Source organism: Pseudomonas sp. H3_A02, from assembly GCF_054671965.1.
In genome coordinates this window covers 3,507,328-3,521,757 of the sequence record NZ_CP162807.1, presented here as the reverse complement: position 1 = coordinate 3,521,757, position 14,430 = coordinate 3,507,328, and the positions used below count along the sequence as shown (strand labels likewise).

Below are 14,430 nucleotides of genomic sequence, written 5' to 3'. Positions count from 1 at the left end.
GCCTACGACTTTGGTCGATACACTGGCAGTAGGCATGGGCGCTTTTCCCTTCCAGAGACTCGCAACGCCAACCACTGCTGTTTCCGCCGTTCCAACACTTAAAATATTCCGCGGGAGAAGTCATGAATATCAAACAGAAGCTGACATGGGCGTTCGCGACCATCGCCTGCCTCCCGGTTATCCTGGTGGCGGTGCTTGTCGTACTGAACTTGCGCGACGCCGCAAAGGCCAACTTCCTGGACAGCAGCGGCCGTGAAATCCGCCAGATCGACAACGGCATGAAGCAGTTTTTCGACGGGATCAGCCAGAACGTCGAATTCTTCGCCAAGGATCCACGGATCGTCGCCGCCAAGGATCTGAAAAACTACTCGGGTGCCGACGCCGCACAAATCCCTCTCCCCGAGAACAACAAACAGCTTTTGGAGATCTTCGACAGATTCGCCAAGAGCCATCCGACCACCGCCTATCTTTCCGTAGGCCTGGCCGACGGCGGCTATGCCAGTTGGCCGGACGACCCGAAAATCTCCAACTACGACCCACGGGTGCGTCCATGGTACAAGGCCGCCATCGCCGCGCCGGGCACCACCGTGCGCACAGACGCGTATTACTGGGCGCCAGATGATGTGTCACTGATCGGCATCGTGCATACGGTTTCAGACGCCGCCGGCAAACTGGTGGGTGTGGTCGGCCTGGACGTGTCGCTCAAACAACTGACCGAACTGGTCAAGAACATCAAGCTGGGCGAGAGCGGCTACCTGATGCTGGTGGAAGCCAACGGCAACGTCCTGGTGGACCCTGCCGATGCCAAGCACAACTTCAAGCCGCTGGCCGACCTGGGCCCCAACTATGCCGAGCTGGCCAAAAGCAGCGATGGCGTGACCCAGATCGAAATCGACGGCGTGCCCTACATGGCCAACGTGGTCAGCTCCAAAGGGTTGGGCTGGCGCTTCATCGGCCTGATCAAGCGCGATGAAGTGATGGCCGAGGCTTCGAGCCTGACTTGGCTGATCGCCGCCATCGCTGCCGTGCTGGCCGTGGTCTTCGCCGTGGTGGGCGCCAGTTTCGCCAGCGTCATCGTGCGGCCGATTCGTGGTGTTGCCAATGGCCTGCAGGAAATCGCCGAAGGTGAAGGCGACCTCACCCGTAAGCTCTCGGTGCAAGGCAAGGACGAAACCGCCACCCTGGCGGGCTGGTTCAACCAGTTCCTGGGCATGATCGCGCAACTGATGCAGCGCATCGGCAGCGCTTCCTCCGACTTGCAAACCGCCGCGGCCGATACCAGCCACGTGGCCCAGAACATGAACGATGCGGCCGGGCGCCAGCGCCAGGCCGTTGAATTGGTGAGCACGGCATTCAACGAAATGGTCGCCACCGCCAACGAAGTGGCCCGCTCTTGCAGCCAGGCCGCCTCCAGTGCGGACGAAGGCTACCGCGACGTGCACGACGGCCAGCATCACATCGGTGAAGCCACCGGCAGCGTGATGAAACTGAGCGAGGACCTGCAAAAGTCGACCCAGACCATGCAGGCGTTGGAGCAGGACAGCAAGAACATCAACACCATCCTCGACACCATTCGCTCGATTGCCGAACAGACCAACCTGCTGGCTCTCAACGCCGCCATCGAAGCCGCACGGGCCGGCGATCAAGGTCGTGGGTTCGCCGTGGTGGCCGACGAAGTGCGGGCCCTGGCCCGCCGTACCGCCGACTCCACCGGCGAGATCGACAGCCTGCTGGGCAACCTCGCACGGCGCACCCAGGAAGTCACCCAGCAGATGCAAAGCAGCCTGCAGGTGTCGCACACCAGCGTCGAGCGCATTCAGCAGGCCCGTGACAGCTTCGACAAGATCCGCAACTCGGTGGACTCGATTCGCGACCAGAACACCCAGATCGCCACGGCGGCAGAGGAACAGCACCAAGTGGCCGAAGACATCAACCGGCACATCGCGCAGATCCATACCGATGCACAGCTGGTGGAGGAATACGCCCACTCGGCGCAGACCGGTTCGGGGCGTTTGACGGATATTTCCGGGCAGCTCAAGGGTTTGGTTGGGCGCTTCAAGTTCTAAGTGATATAGCCGAGGCCAGGGACGGCTCGCGGCTAGATCGACACCCGCAACTACCCTTTCTGAACCCGTTTGAGGTGCGATCCAACTTTGCCGATGCCAACTTCAGCCTGGCACGCGTTTGCTTATCCAATTTGATACCCAGTGTTGTTACCGACATAACTCAGCTTCTGAATGAAGCAAGCCCCACAACGCCAGCAATGGAGCCTGCCTCGATTTCATCGCGTGGACACAGGACGGCGGATTGAATACAAGGCCCCCCGGCCCGGGACTCCACCACCCCACATCCTCCCGATACCACTCGCCCGGTGACAGAACGAGGTAGAACTCGGCAGGCGGGTGTTGGTGGTAGGGGTAGCAGGTCTCGGGCAGCATGAGCGCCAATCCCAAGGTCAAGGTGGGACACTCAAATAGCCCTTCGGGGCCGGTGATCATCCCGTGACGATGCCGCTCCACGAAAGCGCTGTCCTGGTCAGCCCGGGCTTGGCGATTTATCCAGGTGAGATGGGGCAAGAGTGTGCTCAACGCATCCAGTATCGACACGAGATGCGGGTGGGTTCTGGGTGCAACATTGAGTGCCTGGGACAAACTGGGCGCCAGGGCCTCTGGTAATGCACGTGGCGTTTCCAATGTTTGTTTCAAGGTCCATCGGGCAGTCTCCAGGGCACTCGCATGCGCCTGTATCGAATCCGGCGCGCCATTGCGAACCCGATTCAATAGAACCGCATGAAGTGAACGCTGAAGTGACTTCCCGCTGGCAATCACATCCTGTCTCAACGATAAGTGCTCGGTACTGTTTATCATCGGTTTCGAATCCATCCTGAGCCGGACTGCATTAGCTTAGGCAGCCCAAACCTGGGCCGTGGTTTGAGAGTACTGCTTTACGCCCATCGATACATCCGGACCCCTTCACGCCTGGCCAAGGGCACCGAACTGCAACACAGCTGTTGGATTACTGGGACGGTGTCGCGGAAGTCAACGGCGTTGCAATCAGAGGGACTTTTTCCTGTCAGCACAGACTTTGTAATCAAGGGCTGCGATGCCATTTATTGCTTCAAGGCTGAATAAACAGGCTGACCCACCGCTATCGCGAGCAAGCTCGCTCCCACAGGGATATTGGAAGCTCATGAGTTTTGCATCCACCACAGTACCCTTGTGGGAGCGAGCTTGCTCGCGATGGCGGTGGCACAATCAACACCGATTCAAGCTCCCCCCTTCGCGAGCAGACTCGCTCCCACCATGATGCGATGTTGTACAGCCTTGCTTGTCTAGCCCCCATCGGTATCGATATCGGCATCCGTGTCGTCACTGGATTTCGGCCGGTCCGGGTCAGGCTTGAAGCCAGGGCTGAAGGTGTTGTCATTGTCCTGATGATGCTGCTTCTGATCGACCTCAGTGGCGGCGCTGTCAGCCTGATCCGCCCCGGCGGGACTGGCTGGCTCGGCGCTCGACGGCTGGCCCGGGACCTGGGGGTCGATGGCCGGATCGTTACGCGGGGATGGCGTCTGTGCCTGGCCTTGTTGCTGAGTGTTTGCGGGATCGTCGTTCATGGGCACCTCGTTCATGGCAGGGCCGGATGGATGACCGGTCTTGATCATTCGAAGGTGACGCGACGGCTTCGGTTCCATTTGTTTGCAGCGTCGCGCTCAACCGCCCAGCACGCTCCTCACCATCCGGGCGAGTGCGTCCGGGCCGTAGGGTTTGCTCAACAAATGGGTGTCGGGGCTCAATTGATGGTTCCGGGAAATGATGTCCCGAGTGTGCCCCGAAGTGAACAGCACGGGGACCGGCGGATTCTGTACCTTGGCCCAGGCGGCCAGGTCGGAGCTCTTGATCAGGCCGGGCATGACCACGTCGGTGAAGATCAGGTCGACCGAGGTGCCGTCCAGCAGCAACTTCATCGCCTCATCACCGTTGGCGGCCGTGAGGGTCCGATAGCCGGACTGTTCCAGCAGTTCCACCGACGCGCTGCGCACCTCGTCGTTATCCTCCACCACTAGAATCGTCTCTTGCCGACCGGACTGAAGCGCGTCGTGTTGCTCGGCTTCCCCTACTTCGGGTGCAAGACTTCGAGGGAAATACATCCGTACTCGCGTGCCCTCGCCCAGGTCACTGGATACCTCGATATGGCCGCCACTCTGCTTGACGAACCCGAACACCATGCTCAATCCAAGCCCGGTGCCCTGGCCATCGGTCTTGGTGGTGAAAAACGGTTCGAACACCTGCTGCAGGACATCGGGCGGCATGCCGGCACCGCGATCGATCACCGACAGCCGGACATAATCGCCGGCCGGGATCCCCTTGCCGGCGCAGAACGCTTCATCGAGCACAATGTTCTCGCCAATCAGATGGATGGTGCCCTCGCCGCCCATGGCATCACGCGCATTGATCGCCAGGTTCAACAAGGCATTTTCCAGTTGATTGCGATCGACGTGAATGCGCCAAGGCTCCTGGGGCAGGCTCACTTCAATCAGGATGGTTTCGCCCAAGGCCCGTTGCAGCAGTTCACCCATGCCCTCGTAGATGCGCCGAGGGTTGTAGACCGCCGGTGACAATGGCTGACGCCGGGCAAAAGCCAGCAACTGCGATGACAATTTTGCGCCGCGCTCCACGGCTTCGATGGAGGCACTGACCCGCCGTTGCACATTGGCGTTGTCCCGTTCGTGGCGGGCCAGCAAATGCAGGTTGCCGGCGATCACCTGCAGCAAATTGTTGAAGTCATGGGCCACGCCACCGGTGAGGCCGCCAATGGCCTCGAGCTTCTGCGACTGGCGCAACTGCTCTTCCGCAGCCAACCGCGCCTGCACCTCGTCGGCGACCCGTTGTTCCAGGTCGCGAGTGAATTTGAGCAGCGAAGCTTCGGCCGTCTTGCGCTCGTTGATATCAATCAACACCCCCGGAAACCGCAGGGGCCGGCCCGTCCCGTCGAACTCGCATCGACCGCTGGCCAGCACCCACCGGTAGTCACCGCCCAGGCGGCGCACCCGATACTCAGCGCTGTAAGGCGTGCCTGTGCGCACGGTCAGTTCGACCCGCTGGTTGACCTCGTCAAGGTCATCCGGGTGGATGCCCTGGCGGGCAATCTCGATGGGCAGTGCGTCCAGCGAACAATCGGGTGGGTAGTTGAAGGTGCGGGCAAAACGCTCATCCCCCGACAGCGTGTCGGCCTGGATGTCCCAGACGAACGACCCCAGCAAGGGCCCGGCCGAGAGCGCCAGTTGGATGCGCTCATTGACCGCGCGGTAACTGCGTTCGGCCGCTTGCCGGGCGCGCTCGGTCAATACGTGCTCGGTGGTTTCCACCACAATCGCCAGCACGCCCGCCGGGGACTGGTCGTCATCGGGCACCGGGCTGTAGTAGAGGTCCATCCACACGTCTTCAGGCTTGCCATCACGCAGCAGGACCAGCTCTTTGCTGCGGTAGGACAAGGTGCCGCCGGCCAGACAGACGTCCAGCACATGGCGATTGAATTCGGCGACCTCCGGCCAGCCCAACTCCACCGCGCACCCCAGCAAGTAAGGATGGCGGCCGCCGGCGAACTCGGCATAGGCATCGTTGTAAATCATGAAGCCCTGGCGGCCCCACAACATCACCATCGGCAGGGGCGAAGCCAGCAACAATTGGACAGCACTGCGCAAGCTGGCGGACCAGTGCTCAATGGCGCCCAACTCGGTCCGGCTCCAATCGAACGCCCGGATACGCCCGGCCATCTCACCGCCCCATCCAGGGCAGCCGTGATTCTGGGATAGAAACTCCATGGTCGACTCTGAACCTCAAAATGCCTGCAGGGAATCGGCCTACACAAACCCCTTGCGATCAGAGCTTCGAGCGCCGGGTTGGCGTTTGGTTTCATGGTGAGGTCATGATGACGACCTGTCTGGACTGGGGACATGCTTTCTGGGGCAAAAGGAATGACCTGTGGCGAGGGGATTTATCCCCGCCGGGTTGCGCAGCAACCCCCTGCGTCCTGCCTGGCACATCACTGTGGCTGATGAAACATGGGGCTGCTTCGCAACCCAGCGGGGATAAATCCCCTCGCCACAGAGTTCTTTGTTTGCCACAGGAATCATGTCCCGGATCCAAACAGGGTTGGCGAGCTCAACGGAAATCGCGACTCTGCACCTGGATACCCGCCAGCAATTCAGTCAGGTCGCTCAAGCGCCCGGCGATCAAGTGACGGACCTCGCCGACGCTTTCCCAGCGCCCGTCGACCCTGAGCAATTGCGAGCCCACCAGGGTCTTGCGTTGGCGCTCGGCCAGGTCGCGCCAGACCACCACGTTGAGGTTGCCAAATTCATCTTCCAGGGTGACGAAGGTCACGCCGCTGGCCGTGCCCGGACGTTGGCGGCCGGTGACCAGCCCGGCGACGCTGACGTTGCGGCCATGCTCCACGTCCTGCAATTCCCGGGAGCTGCGACAGCGCCGGGCGCGCAGCTCGGAACGCAGCAGGGCCAGCGGATGAGGCCCGAGTGTCGTGCCCAGCGTGGCGTAATCGGCAAACAGATTTTCTCCCAGCGTGGGTTCGGGCAAGGCCACGGGCGGTTCTTCCTGGCTGGGCAAACCGGCGAACAAGCCCAGTTGTTTCTGCACCCCGGCCACTTCCCAGCGGGCCCGATGGCGATCCCCCGCCAAGCCCTGCAAGGCCCCCGCGTCGGCCAGTTGCGCCTGGGCCCGGGCATCGAGCTGCGCGCGTTCGCCCAGGTCGGCCACGTCGCTGAAGGGTCGATGCCGGCGCGCCGCTTCGATACGGCGGGCATCCTCTTCGCGAAAGCCCTTGACCAGGCGCAGGCCCATGCGAATCGCCGGTTGCCGGCCGTCCATGGGCTCGAGGCTGCACTCCCAAGCGCTGGCGCGCACGTCCACCGGGTGGATCGACAGTTGATGCCGGCGGGCATCCTGGAGGATCTGGTCCGGGCTGTAGAAGCCCATGGGCCAGCTGTTGATCAGGGCACAGGCGAACGCCGCCGGTTCGTGGCATTTGAGCCAACTGCTGGCGTAGGTCAGCAAGGCGAAACTGGCGGCGTGGGATTCGGGAAAACCGTAATTGCCGAAGCCTTTGATCTGTTCGAAGATTTGCGCGGCGAATTCTGCGGTGTAGCCGTTTTTCTTCATCCCCTGCGCCAGGCGCTCCCGATGGGGCTCCAACCCGCCGTGACGTTTCCAGGCGGCCATGGAACGCCGCAACTGGTCGGCTTCACCCGGGGTGTAGTCGGCCGCGACGATGGCGATCTGCATGACCTGTTCCTGGAACAAGGGAACCCCCAGGGTGCGGTTGAGCACTTCCTTCAATGCTTCAGAAGGATAAGTCTCCGCCTCTTCTTTGTTTCTACGCCGCAGATACGGGTGCACCATCCCACCCTGGATCGGCCCGGGCCGCACGATCGCCACTTCAATGACCAAGTCGTAGAACGTCTCGGGTCTCAGCCGAGGCAACATCGACATCTGCGCCCGGGACTCGATCTGGAACACACCGATGGTGTCAGCGCGGCTGATCATTTCGTAGGTCGCCCGATCCTCCTTGGGCAACGACGCCAAGGCATAACGCTGCCCCCGGTACTGCTCGATCAAGTCGAAACACCGGCGAATCGCACTGAGCATGCCCAGGGCCAGGATGTCCACCTTGAGCAAGCCCACCGCATCCAGGTCGTCTTTGTCCCACTGGATGATGGTGCGCTCGGCCATGGCGGCGTTTTCCACCGGCACCAGGGTGTCCAGGGGCTGTTCGGAAATCACGAAACCGCCAGGGTGTTGGGACAAATGCCGGGGAAAACCGATCAATTGCTGGGTCAGGCCCAGGACCCGGCGCAACACCGGGCTGTCCGGGTCGAAACCGCCTTCACGCAAACGCTCCACCGGCGGCGCTTCGTCGCTCCAACGGCCACAGCAATCGGCCAGGGCGTTGACCTGATCCGGTGGCAGGCCCAGGGCCTTGGCCACATCGCGCACCGCCCCGGCGCCGTGGTAGCTGCTGACCACCGCCGTCAAGGCCGCACGATGACGACCGTAGCGCTGGAACACGTACTGCAGCACTTCCTCGCGACGGTCATGTTCAAAATCGACATCGATGTCCGGCGGCTCGTTGCGCTCCCGGGACAGGAAGCGTTCGAACAACAGGCTGGTGAGGCTGGGGTCGATTTCGGTGATGCCCAAGGCGTAGCACACCGCCGAGTTGGCCGCCGAGCCGCGCCCCTGGCAAAGGATATGGCGGCTGCGGGCGAAGCTGACGATGTCCTGCACGGTGAGGAAATAGCTGTCATAGCCCAACTCGGCGATCAGGCTCAGTTCCTTGTCGATCTGCACCCGGACCTTGTCTGGTACACCTTTGTCCCAGCGCTCACGCATGCCGCGCTCGGTCAGTTCCCGCAGCCAGGACGCCGGGTCATGCCCCTCGGGCACCAGCTCGCGGGGGTATTGGTAGCGCAGTTGGCCGAGGTCGAAGGTGCAGCGCCGGGCGATGTCCAGGGTTTCATCGAGCAAGGCCCGCGGATAGAGCTCGGCCAGATCCTTGCGGCTGCGCAAGTGGCGCTCGCCGTTGGGGTGCAAGCGCTGGCCGGCCTCGGCCACCGTGACGTGATGACGGATGGCGGTCATGGTGTCCTGCAAGGCGCGACGGCCACGCACGTGCATGTGCACGTCGCCGCTGGCCACGGCCGGAAGAGCCAAGCACTCGGCCAGCGCCAACGACTCTGCCAACCGGTGACGGTCGTCCTGCCCGCAATGCAACTGGACCGTCAGCCACAGGCGCCCGGCAAAGATCGGCTGGAGCCAACGCCCGTGTTCCTCGGCGTCTTTGCCCTCGGCGACCCACAAGGCCAGCAGCCCCGGCAAGGGTTGGTCGAAGTCCTCTCGCACGATGCGATAGTGGCCCTTCTCGCTGCGACGCCGGGCGCGGGTGATCAACCGGCACAAGGTTTGATAACCGTCCAGGTTCTCCACCAGCAACACCAGTTTCGGACCGTTCTCGACCTGGACTTCGCTGCCGACGATCAGTTGCAGCGCCAGTTCCTTGGCCGCCTGCCAGGCCCGGACGATCCCGGCCAGGGTGCATTCGTCGGTGATCGCCAGGGCCTGATAGCCCTGCTGCTTGGCGCGACGGCATAACTCCAGGGCACTGGAGGCGCCGCGCTGGAAGCTGAAGTTCGACAGGCAATGCAGCTCGGCATACTCAATGCTCATGCAAACCAACCCTGCAGCCACAGCGGCCCGCCCTCGCCCACCGGTCGATAGGCCCAGCCCCGTTGCCCGCTACGGGTTTCGATCAGGTAATAGTCGCGGCGCACATCCGCACCGTCCCACCAACCGGTCTCGATACGCTCGGGGCCCATGAGGATCTGCGCCTGGCCTTGCGCCAATGCCTGGGGCGCATCCAGCAACCAACCGGGACGCTGCACGCCGTCGCGCACCGGACACGTCTGGGATTTGGGTTGGGACGTCATCTGCCAGGCGCACTCAGGCCGATGGTCGTCGCGAAACCCCAAGCCCTGCACGGCGTCATCCCCCAACCGGGCTCGCAGACGTTCGCGCAATTGCTCCCAGGGCAATGACTGTTGCGGGCGTTCGTCGAACAGCTCCAGGCGCTGGGGCACGAAACTCGGCAAGTCTTCGGCACACAAGCGAAAGCCCCGCACCGGGGCCTCGGCCTGCACCTGTTCCAGGCGACCGCGGGCCAGTTCGAAGAGCATCGCCGGGTCCCGTTCGGCGCTGAGCAGACCGACCTTGATCACGGTATCCGGCAACCCGGCGTGTTCCAGGTGCAGGTCGAAGCGCTGCACGCCGCTGTCGCGCCCGCAGAGGAAGGCCGACAGGTCACCGGTCAGGCGACGCAACGGGAACAACAGTGCCTGGTGGGATTGCACGTCATAGTTGAGTTCGATGCGCACATCGAAACGGTCCGGTGGCAGGTAGAAAGACAGCGCCAGGGTGCGATTGCCCGTCAGCGCATCGAGGTGCTTGAGCACCTGGGCCTCGAAACGCCGTGCCAGGGTCTGCCGGGGCAAGGCCTGGACCTGGCTCAGGCGGCGCAGGCCCATGCGCGACAGCGCCGTGGCGACATCGGGCTCCAGGCCGACTCGCTCCACGGGCATGTGTCCCAGGTACTGTTGCAAGGTCTCGACATCGGGCACCACCAGGGCGTCATAGGCATTGGCCAACACCCGTGCCGCCACCGGATTGGGAGCGGCGACGATGCGATGACGAAAGCCCAGCTCGGTCAGCTCGGCCCGCAAGCGCGCCTCGAACACCGGCCAGGGTCCGAACAGGCCCAGACTCGACTCGATCTCGAACAGCAACGTTCGCGGGTAATGCACGCTGACCTGGGAGCTGAAACGGTAGGCCCAGGCCGCCAGGAACTGTTGCCAATGTTCGATCTGCGCCGCGTCGTATTCGGCGGTGGCAAAGCCTTTGCTCAAGGCCTGGGCGGCGGTCATGGTCTGGCCGGGCCGCAAGCCCAGGGCCCGGGCCGGCGCGTTCACCGCTTGCAGCACCCGACGCTGGGCCGGGCCGGTCAGCAATGCCAGGGGTTGGTCGGGATCGGGGCGCTGACGCAGCGCGGCGTCCAGCGCCAATTGCGGGAAGAGAATACAGACCCAGCGCATCGCAACCTCAATGCCCGGTTTGTGGGGCGAGCGTGGCAAAGGCAATCGGCGCCGAACGGGCCAGCCCGCCCCGGCACTTGAGCACACGCAACTGCGCAGGCCGGGTATCGATGGCAATGCGCAGGGCCGCCGGCGATGGGTTGATGGCTTCCTGGATGGAGCGCCAGGCGAACGCCAGGGTCTGGCCGGTTTCCGCCGCCACTTGCAAACGGCGCAAGGCCCGGTCGTCCGCCTGTCGGGGCCAGCACAGCACCGCGCCACAACTGCCCGAACGCAGGCATTGTTCGGTGGCCCACAGGGCCTCGCGCTCATCGGCGCGGATCACCGATAACTGACGCAGGTCGATACCCGCGTTCTGCCAGGCCTGGGGATAAGGCACGAACGGCGGCGCCACCAGCACGATCCGCTCCCCCGCCGCCGACAGCCGCGCCAGGGTCGGCCACACCAATTGCAACTCGCCCACGCCCGGCGCAGCGATGAGCAGCTCCGTCAACGCCGCTTCCGGCCAGCCACCACTGGGCAACGCCGCATCCAGTGCTCCATGGCCAGTGGGTTGCGGACTGGCGGCCGGCGGCGCAGGCCGGCCCTTCCAGACCTGGCCGCCGTTGAACAGCGTATCCAGCGCAACAACAGCCCCCATCACCCTTGCCTCACCAAGCCACAGAACACCCCTTCTATCGCCAGGTCCTGGTCGGCCTCGACGATGATCGGCTGATAGGCCGGGTTGCGCGGCAGCAAACGCACCCGCTCGCCGATGCGCTCGAAGCGCTTGATGGTGACTTCACCGTCCAGGCGCGCCACGACGATCTGGCCGTTGGCAGCCTGGGGGGTGCGCTGCACGCCCACCAGATCACCGTCGAGAATGCCGTCCTCGATCATCGAGTCGCCCTGGACCCGCAGCAGGTAATCCGGGGCCTTGGTGAAAATCGCCGGGTCCAGCATCAGGCGGCTGTGGACCTCGGCATCGGCGCCAATCGGCAGGCCCGCCGCCACTCGCCCCAGCACCGGCACGTCCAGCAACTCGGGCCGTGGCGGCTGGTTCAGCAGCCGGATGCCCCGGGCCTGGTGCGGATTGACTTCGATGAAACCAGCCTCGGTCAACGCCAGCACATGCTTGCGCGCCACGCTGCGGGAGGCAAAACCAAACGCCTCGCTGATTTCAGCGAGACTGGGAGGCTGACCCTGATCAGCGATGCGTTCGCGGATAAAAGTCAGGATGGCGGTACGGCGGAGCGTGAGAGTCGTCATGGAGTACATTTGTACTCTTCCGGGATTTTTCTGACAAGCGCCGCCAGTCAGTTCACAGACTCAGAGCCCACCACCAATCCCTATGGTGGTCTGTACGGCTGACACTAAACAGCGCACCGAGCTTGCTTTCCGAGGGCACCTGGCTGCTTGAGGGTATTGCACGCAGCACGTCTCGCAGTTGCGTATGCAGCGGCACGCTGCTGAGGGAAAGCACGTTGTCGGGCATGGCCTTATCACTTGTCATAACGAGTTAGGACGGGACCTTAGGGAAGCCGACCCAGCTTGAGAAATACTAGAGCCGAGCGTCGGCACTCTCATTGCGAAACGCGCTCGGGCTCATGCCTGTCCAGCGCCGAAACGCCCGGCGGAAACTGCGCACATCGCTGTAGCCGACTTCTTCGGTAATGCGCTCGATGGACAGCTCTGGGTTGGCCAGCAGGTTCAGGGTGCGGCCGCGGCGCACTTGTTCGAGCAAGGCCTCGAAGGTCAGGCTGTGTTCGGTCAGGCGTCGACGCAGGGTGCGGCTGCTCATGTTGAGGTCACCGGCGATTTTCTCGATGTGGCTGCCCCGGGTCAGGTCCCGGGCAATCGCCCGCTCCACGGTCTGGATCAGGTCGATCTTCTGATGGACCTCGCAGGCCTCCTGCTCGAGCAAGGCCAATGCCTGGCGCAGGGCCAACGGATGATGATTGGGCAGGCGCATATCCAGCCAACGCACATCGATCAGCATGCGGTTGTGCCGGCAACCGAAACGCACATCCGGCCCCAAGATCCGCTGATATTCCTGGGCATAGGACGGCGCAGCGTGCATGAACTCCACGGCCTTGGGTTTGAAATCGGGGCCTGCCAGCGCCCGGCCGTAGACCATCAGGCTGGCGAAGAATTCTTCCACGGCAAACACCTGGATCTCGGCGAAAGGCAGGCGGCACGTGGCCTCGACCATGATCCGGTCAGTGGCTTCTTCGACCCGGGTCACGGCGATACCGCCGGTGGTGTGCTGGTAACGAACCCCCAGGGCGAAGGCATCGCGCAGGGTTTCGCACAACGACAAGACGTGGCCCAGCAGGCCGAGGGTGCCGAGCACGTTGCGGTCACCCACCCACAACCCCAGGCCTTGGTCGGGCAACAGCTTGAGCGCCCGTTGGATCATGACCACGGCCTGGCGGTAGGAAATGCGCTGGGCGGGATCTTGCAGGTCATCGAGGTCGAAGCCCAGGCCGCGACACAGGCTGGCGGCATCGAAACCCTTGTCCGCCACCACCTCGGCCAGGGTTTGCAGCAGGAAGGGCGATACCAGCGCCAACTCATAGGTGGGGTCGATGACTTTCATCTGCATGGGGCGAATTCCGGAGCACGTTAGGTGGCGTTTTTGTAACCGGTTATTTCATAAAGTTAGCATGAGCCGCTGGGTTGGGAGGCATAAAAATCTGGCCGCCCAAGTCCCCTGTCTGGCCGCCAATACCCTGCCCTGTCGGCGGCGAACGGCTTATTTGTATGACTCGGACCTCCGGTGCATTTCCAACAATAATAATGAGCCCTCCCATGAACCCGATCCGCACGACATTCGCCTTGCAACTGACCCTCGGCCTGGCCTGCGGCTATGCCCTGCCCGCCTTGGCTACCGAATCGGGGGTGGACAACATCGGCCCCGGCACCGACGGCTTTTTCGTATTGCCCCTGGAAGTCGACAGCCTTCCCGACCACATGGTCGCGTTCAACCTCTACTACAACCATTACAAAGCCCGGAAATTCAACATCAGTTCGTTGGGTGGCGAGCTGCCGGATGTCGAAATCGAATCCACGGCAGTGGTCCCGCGTATCGATTACCTGAGCCCATTGCGGGTGGCCGGTGGGCGCGCGGGGATCTACATCGCCCAGCCCTGGATCAAGCAGGAAGTTTCGGTGTTCGGCCTGCATGACACCCGCGAGGGCATGGGCGACACCACCATTTCGCCCATCGTGCTCTGGGACATGGGCAAGAATCTGACCCTGGCCGCGGCGGTGGAAATCACCGTACCGACCGGCGAATACAGCACCGATCGACTGGCCAACACCAGCAACAATTTCTACACCTACAAGCCGCTGTTCTCCTTCACCTGGTTGCCCACGGAAGACACCGAGGTGTCGATGAAAAGCACCTACAGCTTCAACCGCAAGAACAAGGACACCGACTACCGTTCGGGGCAGATTTTCCACTTCGACTATTCCGCCAGCTACCGCGTGACCGACAACCTGAGGTTGGGGCTCAACGGCTACTACCTCAAGCAGACCACCGACGACAAACAGTACGGTCGCAACGTGCAATTCGCCGGGCAGGACGTGGACGATGGCGTACGCGGCCAGGTCTTCGCCATAGGTCCGGCGCTGCATTTCACCTTCCTCAAGTACGCCAGCGCCGAAATTCGCTGGGCCAAGGAGTTCGACGTGGAAAACCGCCCCGAAGGCGAGATGCTCTGGGCCAAGATCAGTATTCCGTTTGCGTTCTAGAGTGTTTCACAGCACCTGTGGCGAGCCACTCTGTGGGA

The 14,430-nt window shown here is 62.8% G+C and carries 10 protein-coding genes and 2 pseudogenes; 3 read left to right on the top strand and 9 right to left on the bottom strand.

Annotation, left to right across the window (positions count from 1 at the left end; all coding sequences use genetic code 11):
- Nucleotides 1–122: 122 nt before the first annotated feature.
- Nucleotides 123–1,157, top strand: a pseudogene (locus AB4N80_RS15655) (cache domain-containing protein); the annotation flags it as partial.
- Nucleotides 1,158–1,211: 54 nt separating this feature from the next.
- Nucleotides 1,212–2,066, top strand: coding sequence for a methyl-accepting chemotaxis protein (locus tag AB4N80_RS15650; RefSeq protein WP_436278762.1), 855 nt, complete (start codon nt 1,212–1,214; stop codon nt 2,064–2,066).
- 147 nt (nt 2,067–2,213) lie between these two features.
- Here the strand turns inward: AB4N80_RS15650 and AB4N80_RS15645 are convergent, their stop codons facing one another.
- The 9 genes and pseudogenes from AB4N80_RS15645 to AB4N80_RS15605 all read right to left on the bottom strand — a co-directional run bounded on the left by AB4N80_RS15645 (nt 2,214) and on the right by AB4N80_RS15605 (nt 13,241).
- Nucleotides 2,214–2,867: a dimethylsulfonioproprionate lyase family protein gene (locus tag AB4N80_RS15645; RefSeq protein WP_240998522.1), complete on the bottom strand. Its 654-nt coding sequence runs from the start codon at nt 2,865–2,867 to the stop codon at nt 2,214–2,216.
- 464 nt (nt 2,868–3,331) lie between these two features.
- Nucleotides 3,332–3,613 carry a hypothetical protein gene (locus tag AB4N80_RS15640; protein ID WP_163006849.1) on the bottom strand — a complete coding sequence of 94 codons (282 nt, stop codon included), beginning with the start codon at nt 3,611–3,613 and terminating at the stop codon, nt 3,332–3,334.
- 96 nt (nt 3,614–3,709) lie between these two features.
- Entirely contained in the window at nt 3,710–5,821 is a 2,112-nt protein-coding gene (locus tag AB4N80_RS15635; protein ID WP_460082882.1) for a hybrid sensor histidine kinase/response regulator, read from the bottom strand.
- A 340-nt stretch (nt 5,822–6,161) separates the two neighbouring features.
- Nucleotides 6,162–9,239 (bottom strand): error-prone DNA polymerase, encoded by a 3,078-nt coding sequence (locus AB4N80_RS15630; protein ID WP_460082879.1) that lies wholly within the window; start codon nt 9,237–9,239, stop codon nt 6,162–6,164.
- Entirely contained in the window at nt 9,236–10,657 is a 1,422-nt protein-coding gene (locus tag AB4N80_RS15625; protein WP_460082876.1) for a Y-family DNA polymerase, read from the bottom strand. The genes AB4N80_RS15630 and AB4N80_RS15625 overlap by 4 nt, the downstream gene beginning before the upstream one ends.
- A gap of 7 nt (nt 10,658–10,664) precedes the next feature.
- Nucleotides 10,665–11,297: a translesion DNA synthesis-associated protein ImuA gene (imuA, locus tag AB4N80_RS15620; RefSeq protein ID WP_122568481.1), complete on the bottom strand. Its 633-nt coding sequence runs from the start codon at nt 11,295–11,297 to the stop codon at nt 10,665–10,667.
- Entirely contained in the window at nt 11,297–11,914 is a 618-nt protein-coding gene (gene lexA / locus AB4N80_RS15615; protein WP_460082872.1) for a transcriptional repressor LexA, read from the bottom strand. Before lexA ends, imuA begins: the two co-directional genes overlap by 1 nt.
- Before the next feature lie 85 nt (nt 11,915–11,999).
- Nucleotides 12,000–12,131, bottom strand: a pseudogene (locus tag AB4N80_RS15610) (GntR family transcriptional regulator); the annotation flags it as partial.
- A gap of 66 nt (nt 12,132–12,197) precedes the next feature.
- Nucleotides 12,198–13,241, bottom strand: a complete 1,044-nt coding sequence (locus AB4N80_RS15605) for an AraC family transcriptional regulator (RefSeq protein ID WP_354338256.1) — start codon at nt 13,239–13,241, stop codon at nt 12,198–12,200.
- Nucleotides 13,242–13,447: 206 nt separating this feature from the next.
- On the opposite strand from AB4N80_RS15605, the gene AB4N80_RS15600 reads away from it, so the two are divergent.
- The gene (locus AB4N80_RS15600) at nt 13,448–14,392 is read left to right on the top strand and encodes a SphA family protein (protein ID WP_122568479.1); all 945 of its coding nucleotides are present in this window, start codon (nt 13,448–13,450) and stop codon (nt 14,390–14,392) included.
- Nucleotides 14,393–14,430: the final 38 nt, after the last annotated feature.

What these genes read in the sequence shown, in the direction of transcription:
- AB4N80_RS15650 (WP_436278762.1), top strand. Translation starts at nt 1,212, where the DNA reads ATGATCGCGCAACTGATGCAGCGCATCGGCAGCGCTTCCTCCGACTTG.
- AB4N80_RS15645 (WP_240998522.1), bottom strand. Translation starts at nt 2,867, where the DNA reads ATGATAAACAGTACCGAGCACTTATCGTTGAGACAGGATGTGATTGCC.
- AB4N80_RS15640 (WP_163006849.1), bottom strand. Translation starts at nt 3,613, where the DNA reads ATGAACGACGATCCCGCAAACACTCAGCAACAAGGCCAGGCACAGACG.
- AB4N80_RS15635 (WP_460082882.1), bottom strand. Translation starts at nt 5,821, where the DNA reads ATGGAGTTTCTATCCCAGAATCACGGCTGCCCTGGATGGGGCGGTGAG.
- AB4N80_RS15630 (WP_460082879.1), bottom strand. Translation starts at nt 9,239, where the DNA reads ATGAGCATTGAGTATGCCGAGCTGCATTGCCTGTCGAACTTCAGCTTC.
- AB4N80_RS15625 (WP_460082876.1), bottom strand. Translation starts at nt 10,657, where the DNA reads ATGCGCTGGGTCTGTATTCTCTTCCCGCAATTGGCGCTGGACGCCGCG.
- imuA (WP_122568481.1), bottom strand. Translation starts at nt 11,297, where the DNA reads ATGGGGGCTGTTGTTGCGCTGGATACGCTGTTCAACGGCGGCCAGGTC.
- lexA (WP_460082872.1), bottom strand. Translation starts at nt 11,914, where the DNA reads ATGTACTCCATGACGACTCTCACGCTCCGCCGTACCGCCATCCTGACT.
- AB4N80_RS15605 (WP_354338256.1), bottom strand. Translation starts at nt 13,241, where the DNA reads ATGCAGATGAAAGTCATCGACCCCACCTATGAGTTGGCGCTGGTATCG.
- AB4N80_RS15600 (WP_122568479.1), top strand. Translation starts at nt 13,448, where the DNA reads ATGAACCCGATCCGCACGACATTCGCCTTGCAACTGACCCTCGGCCTG.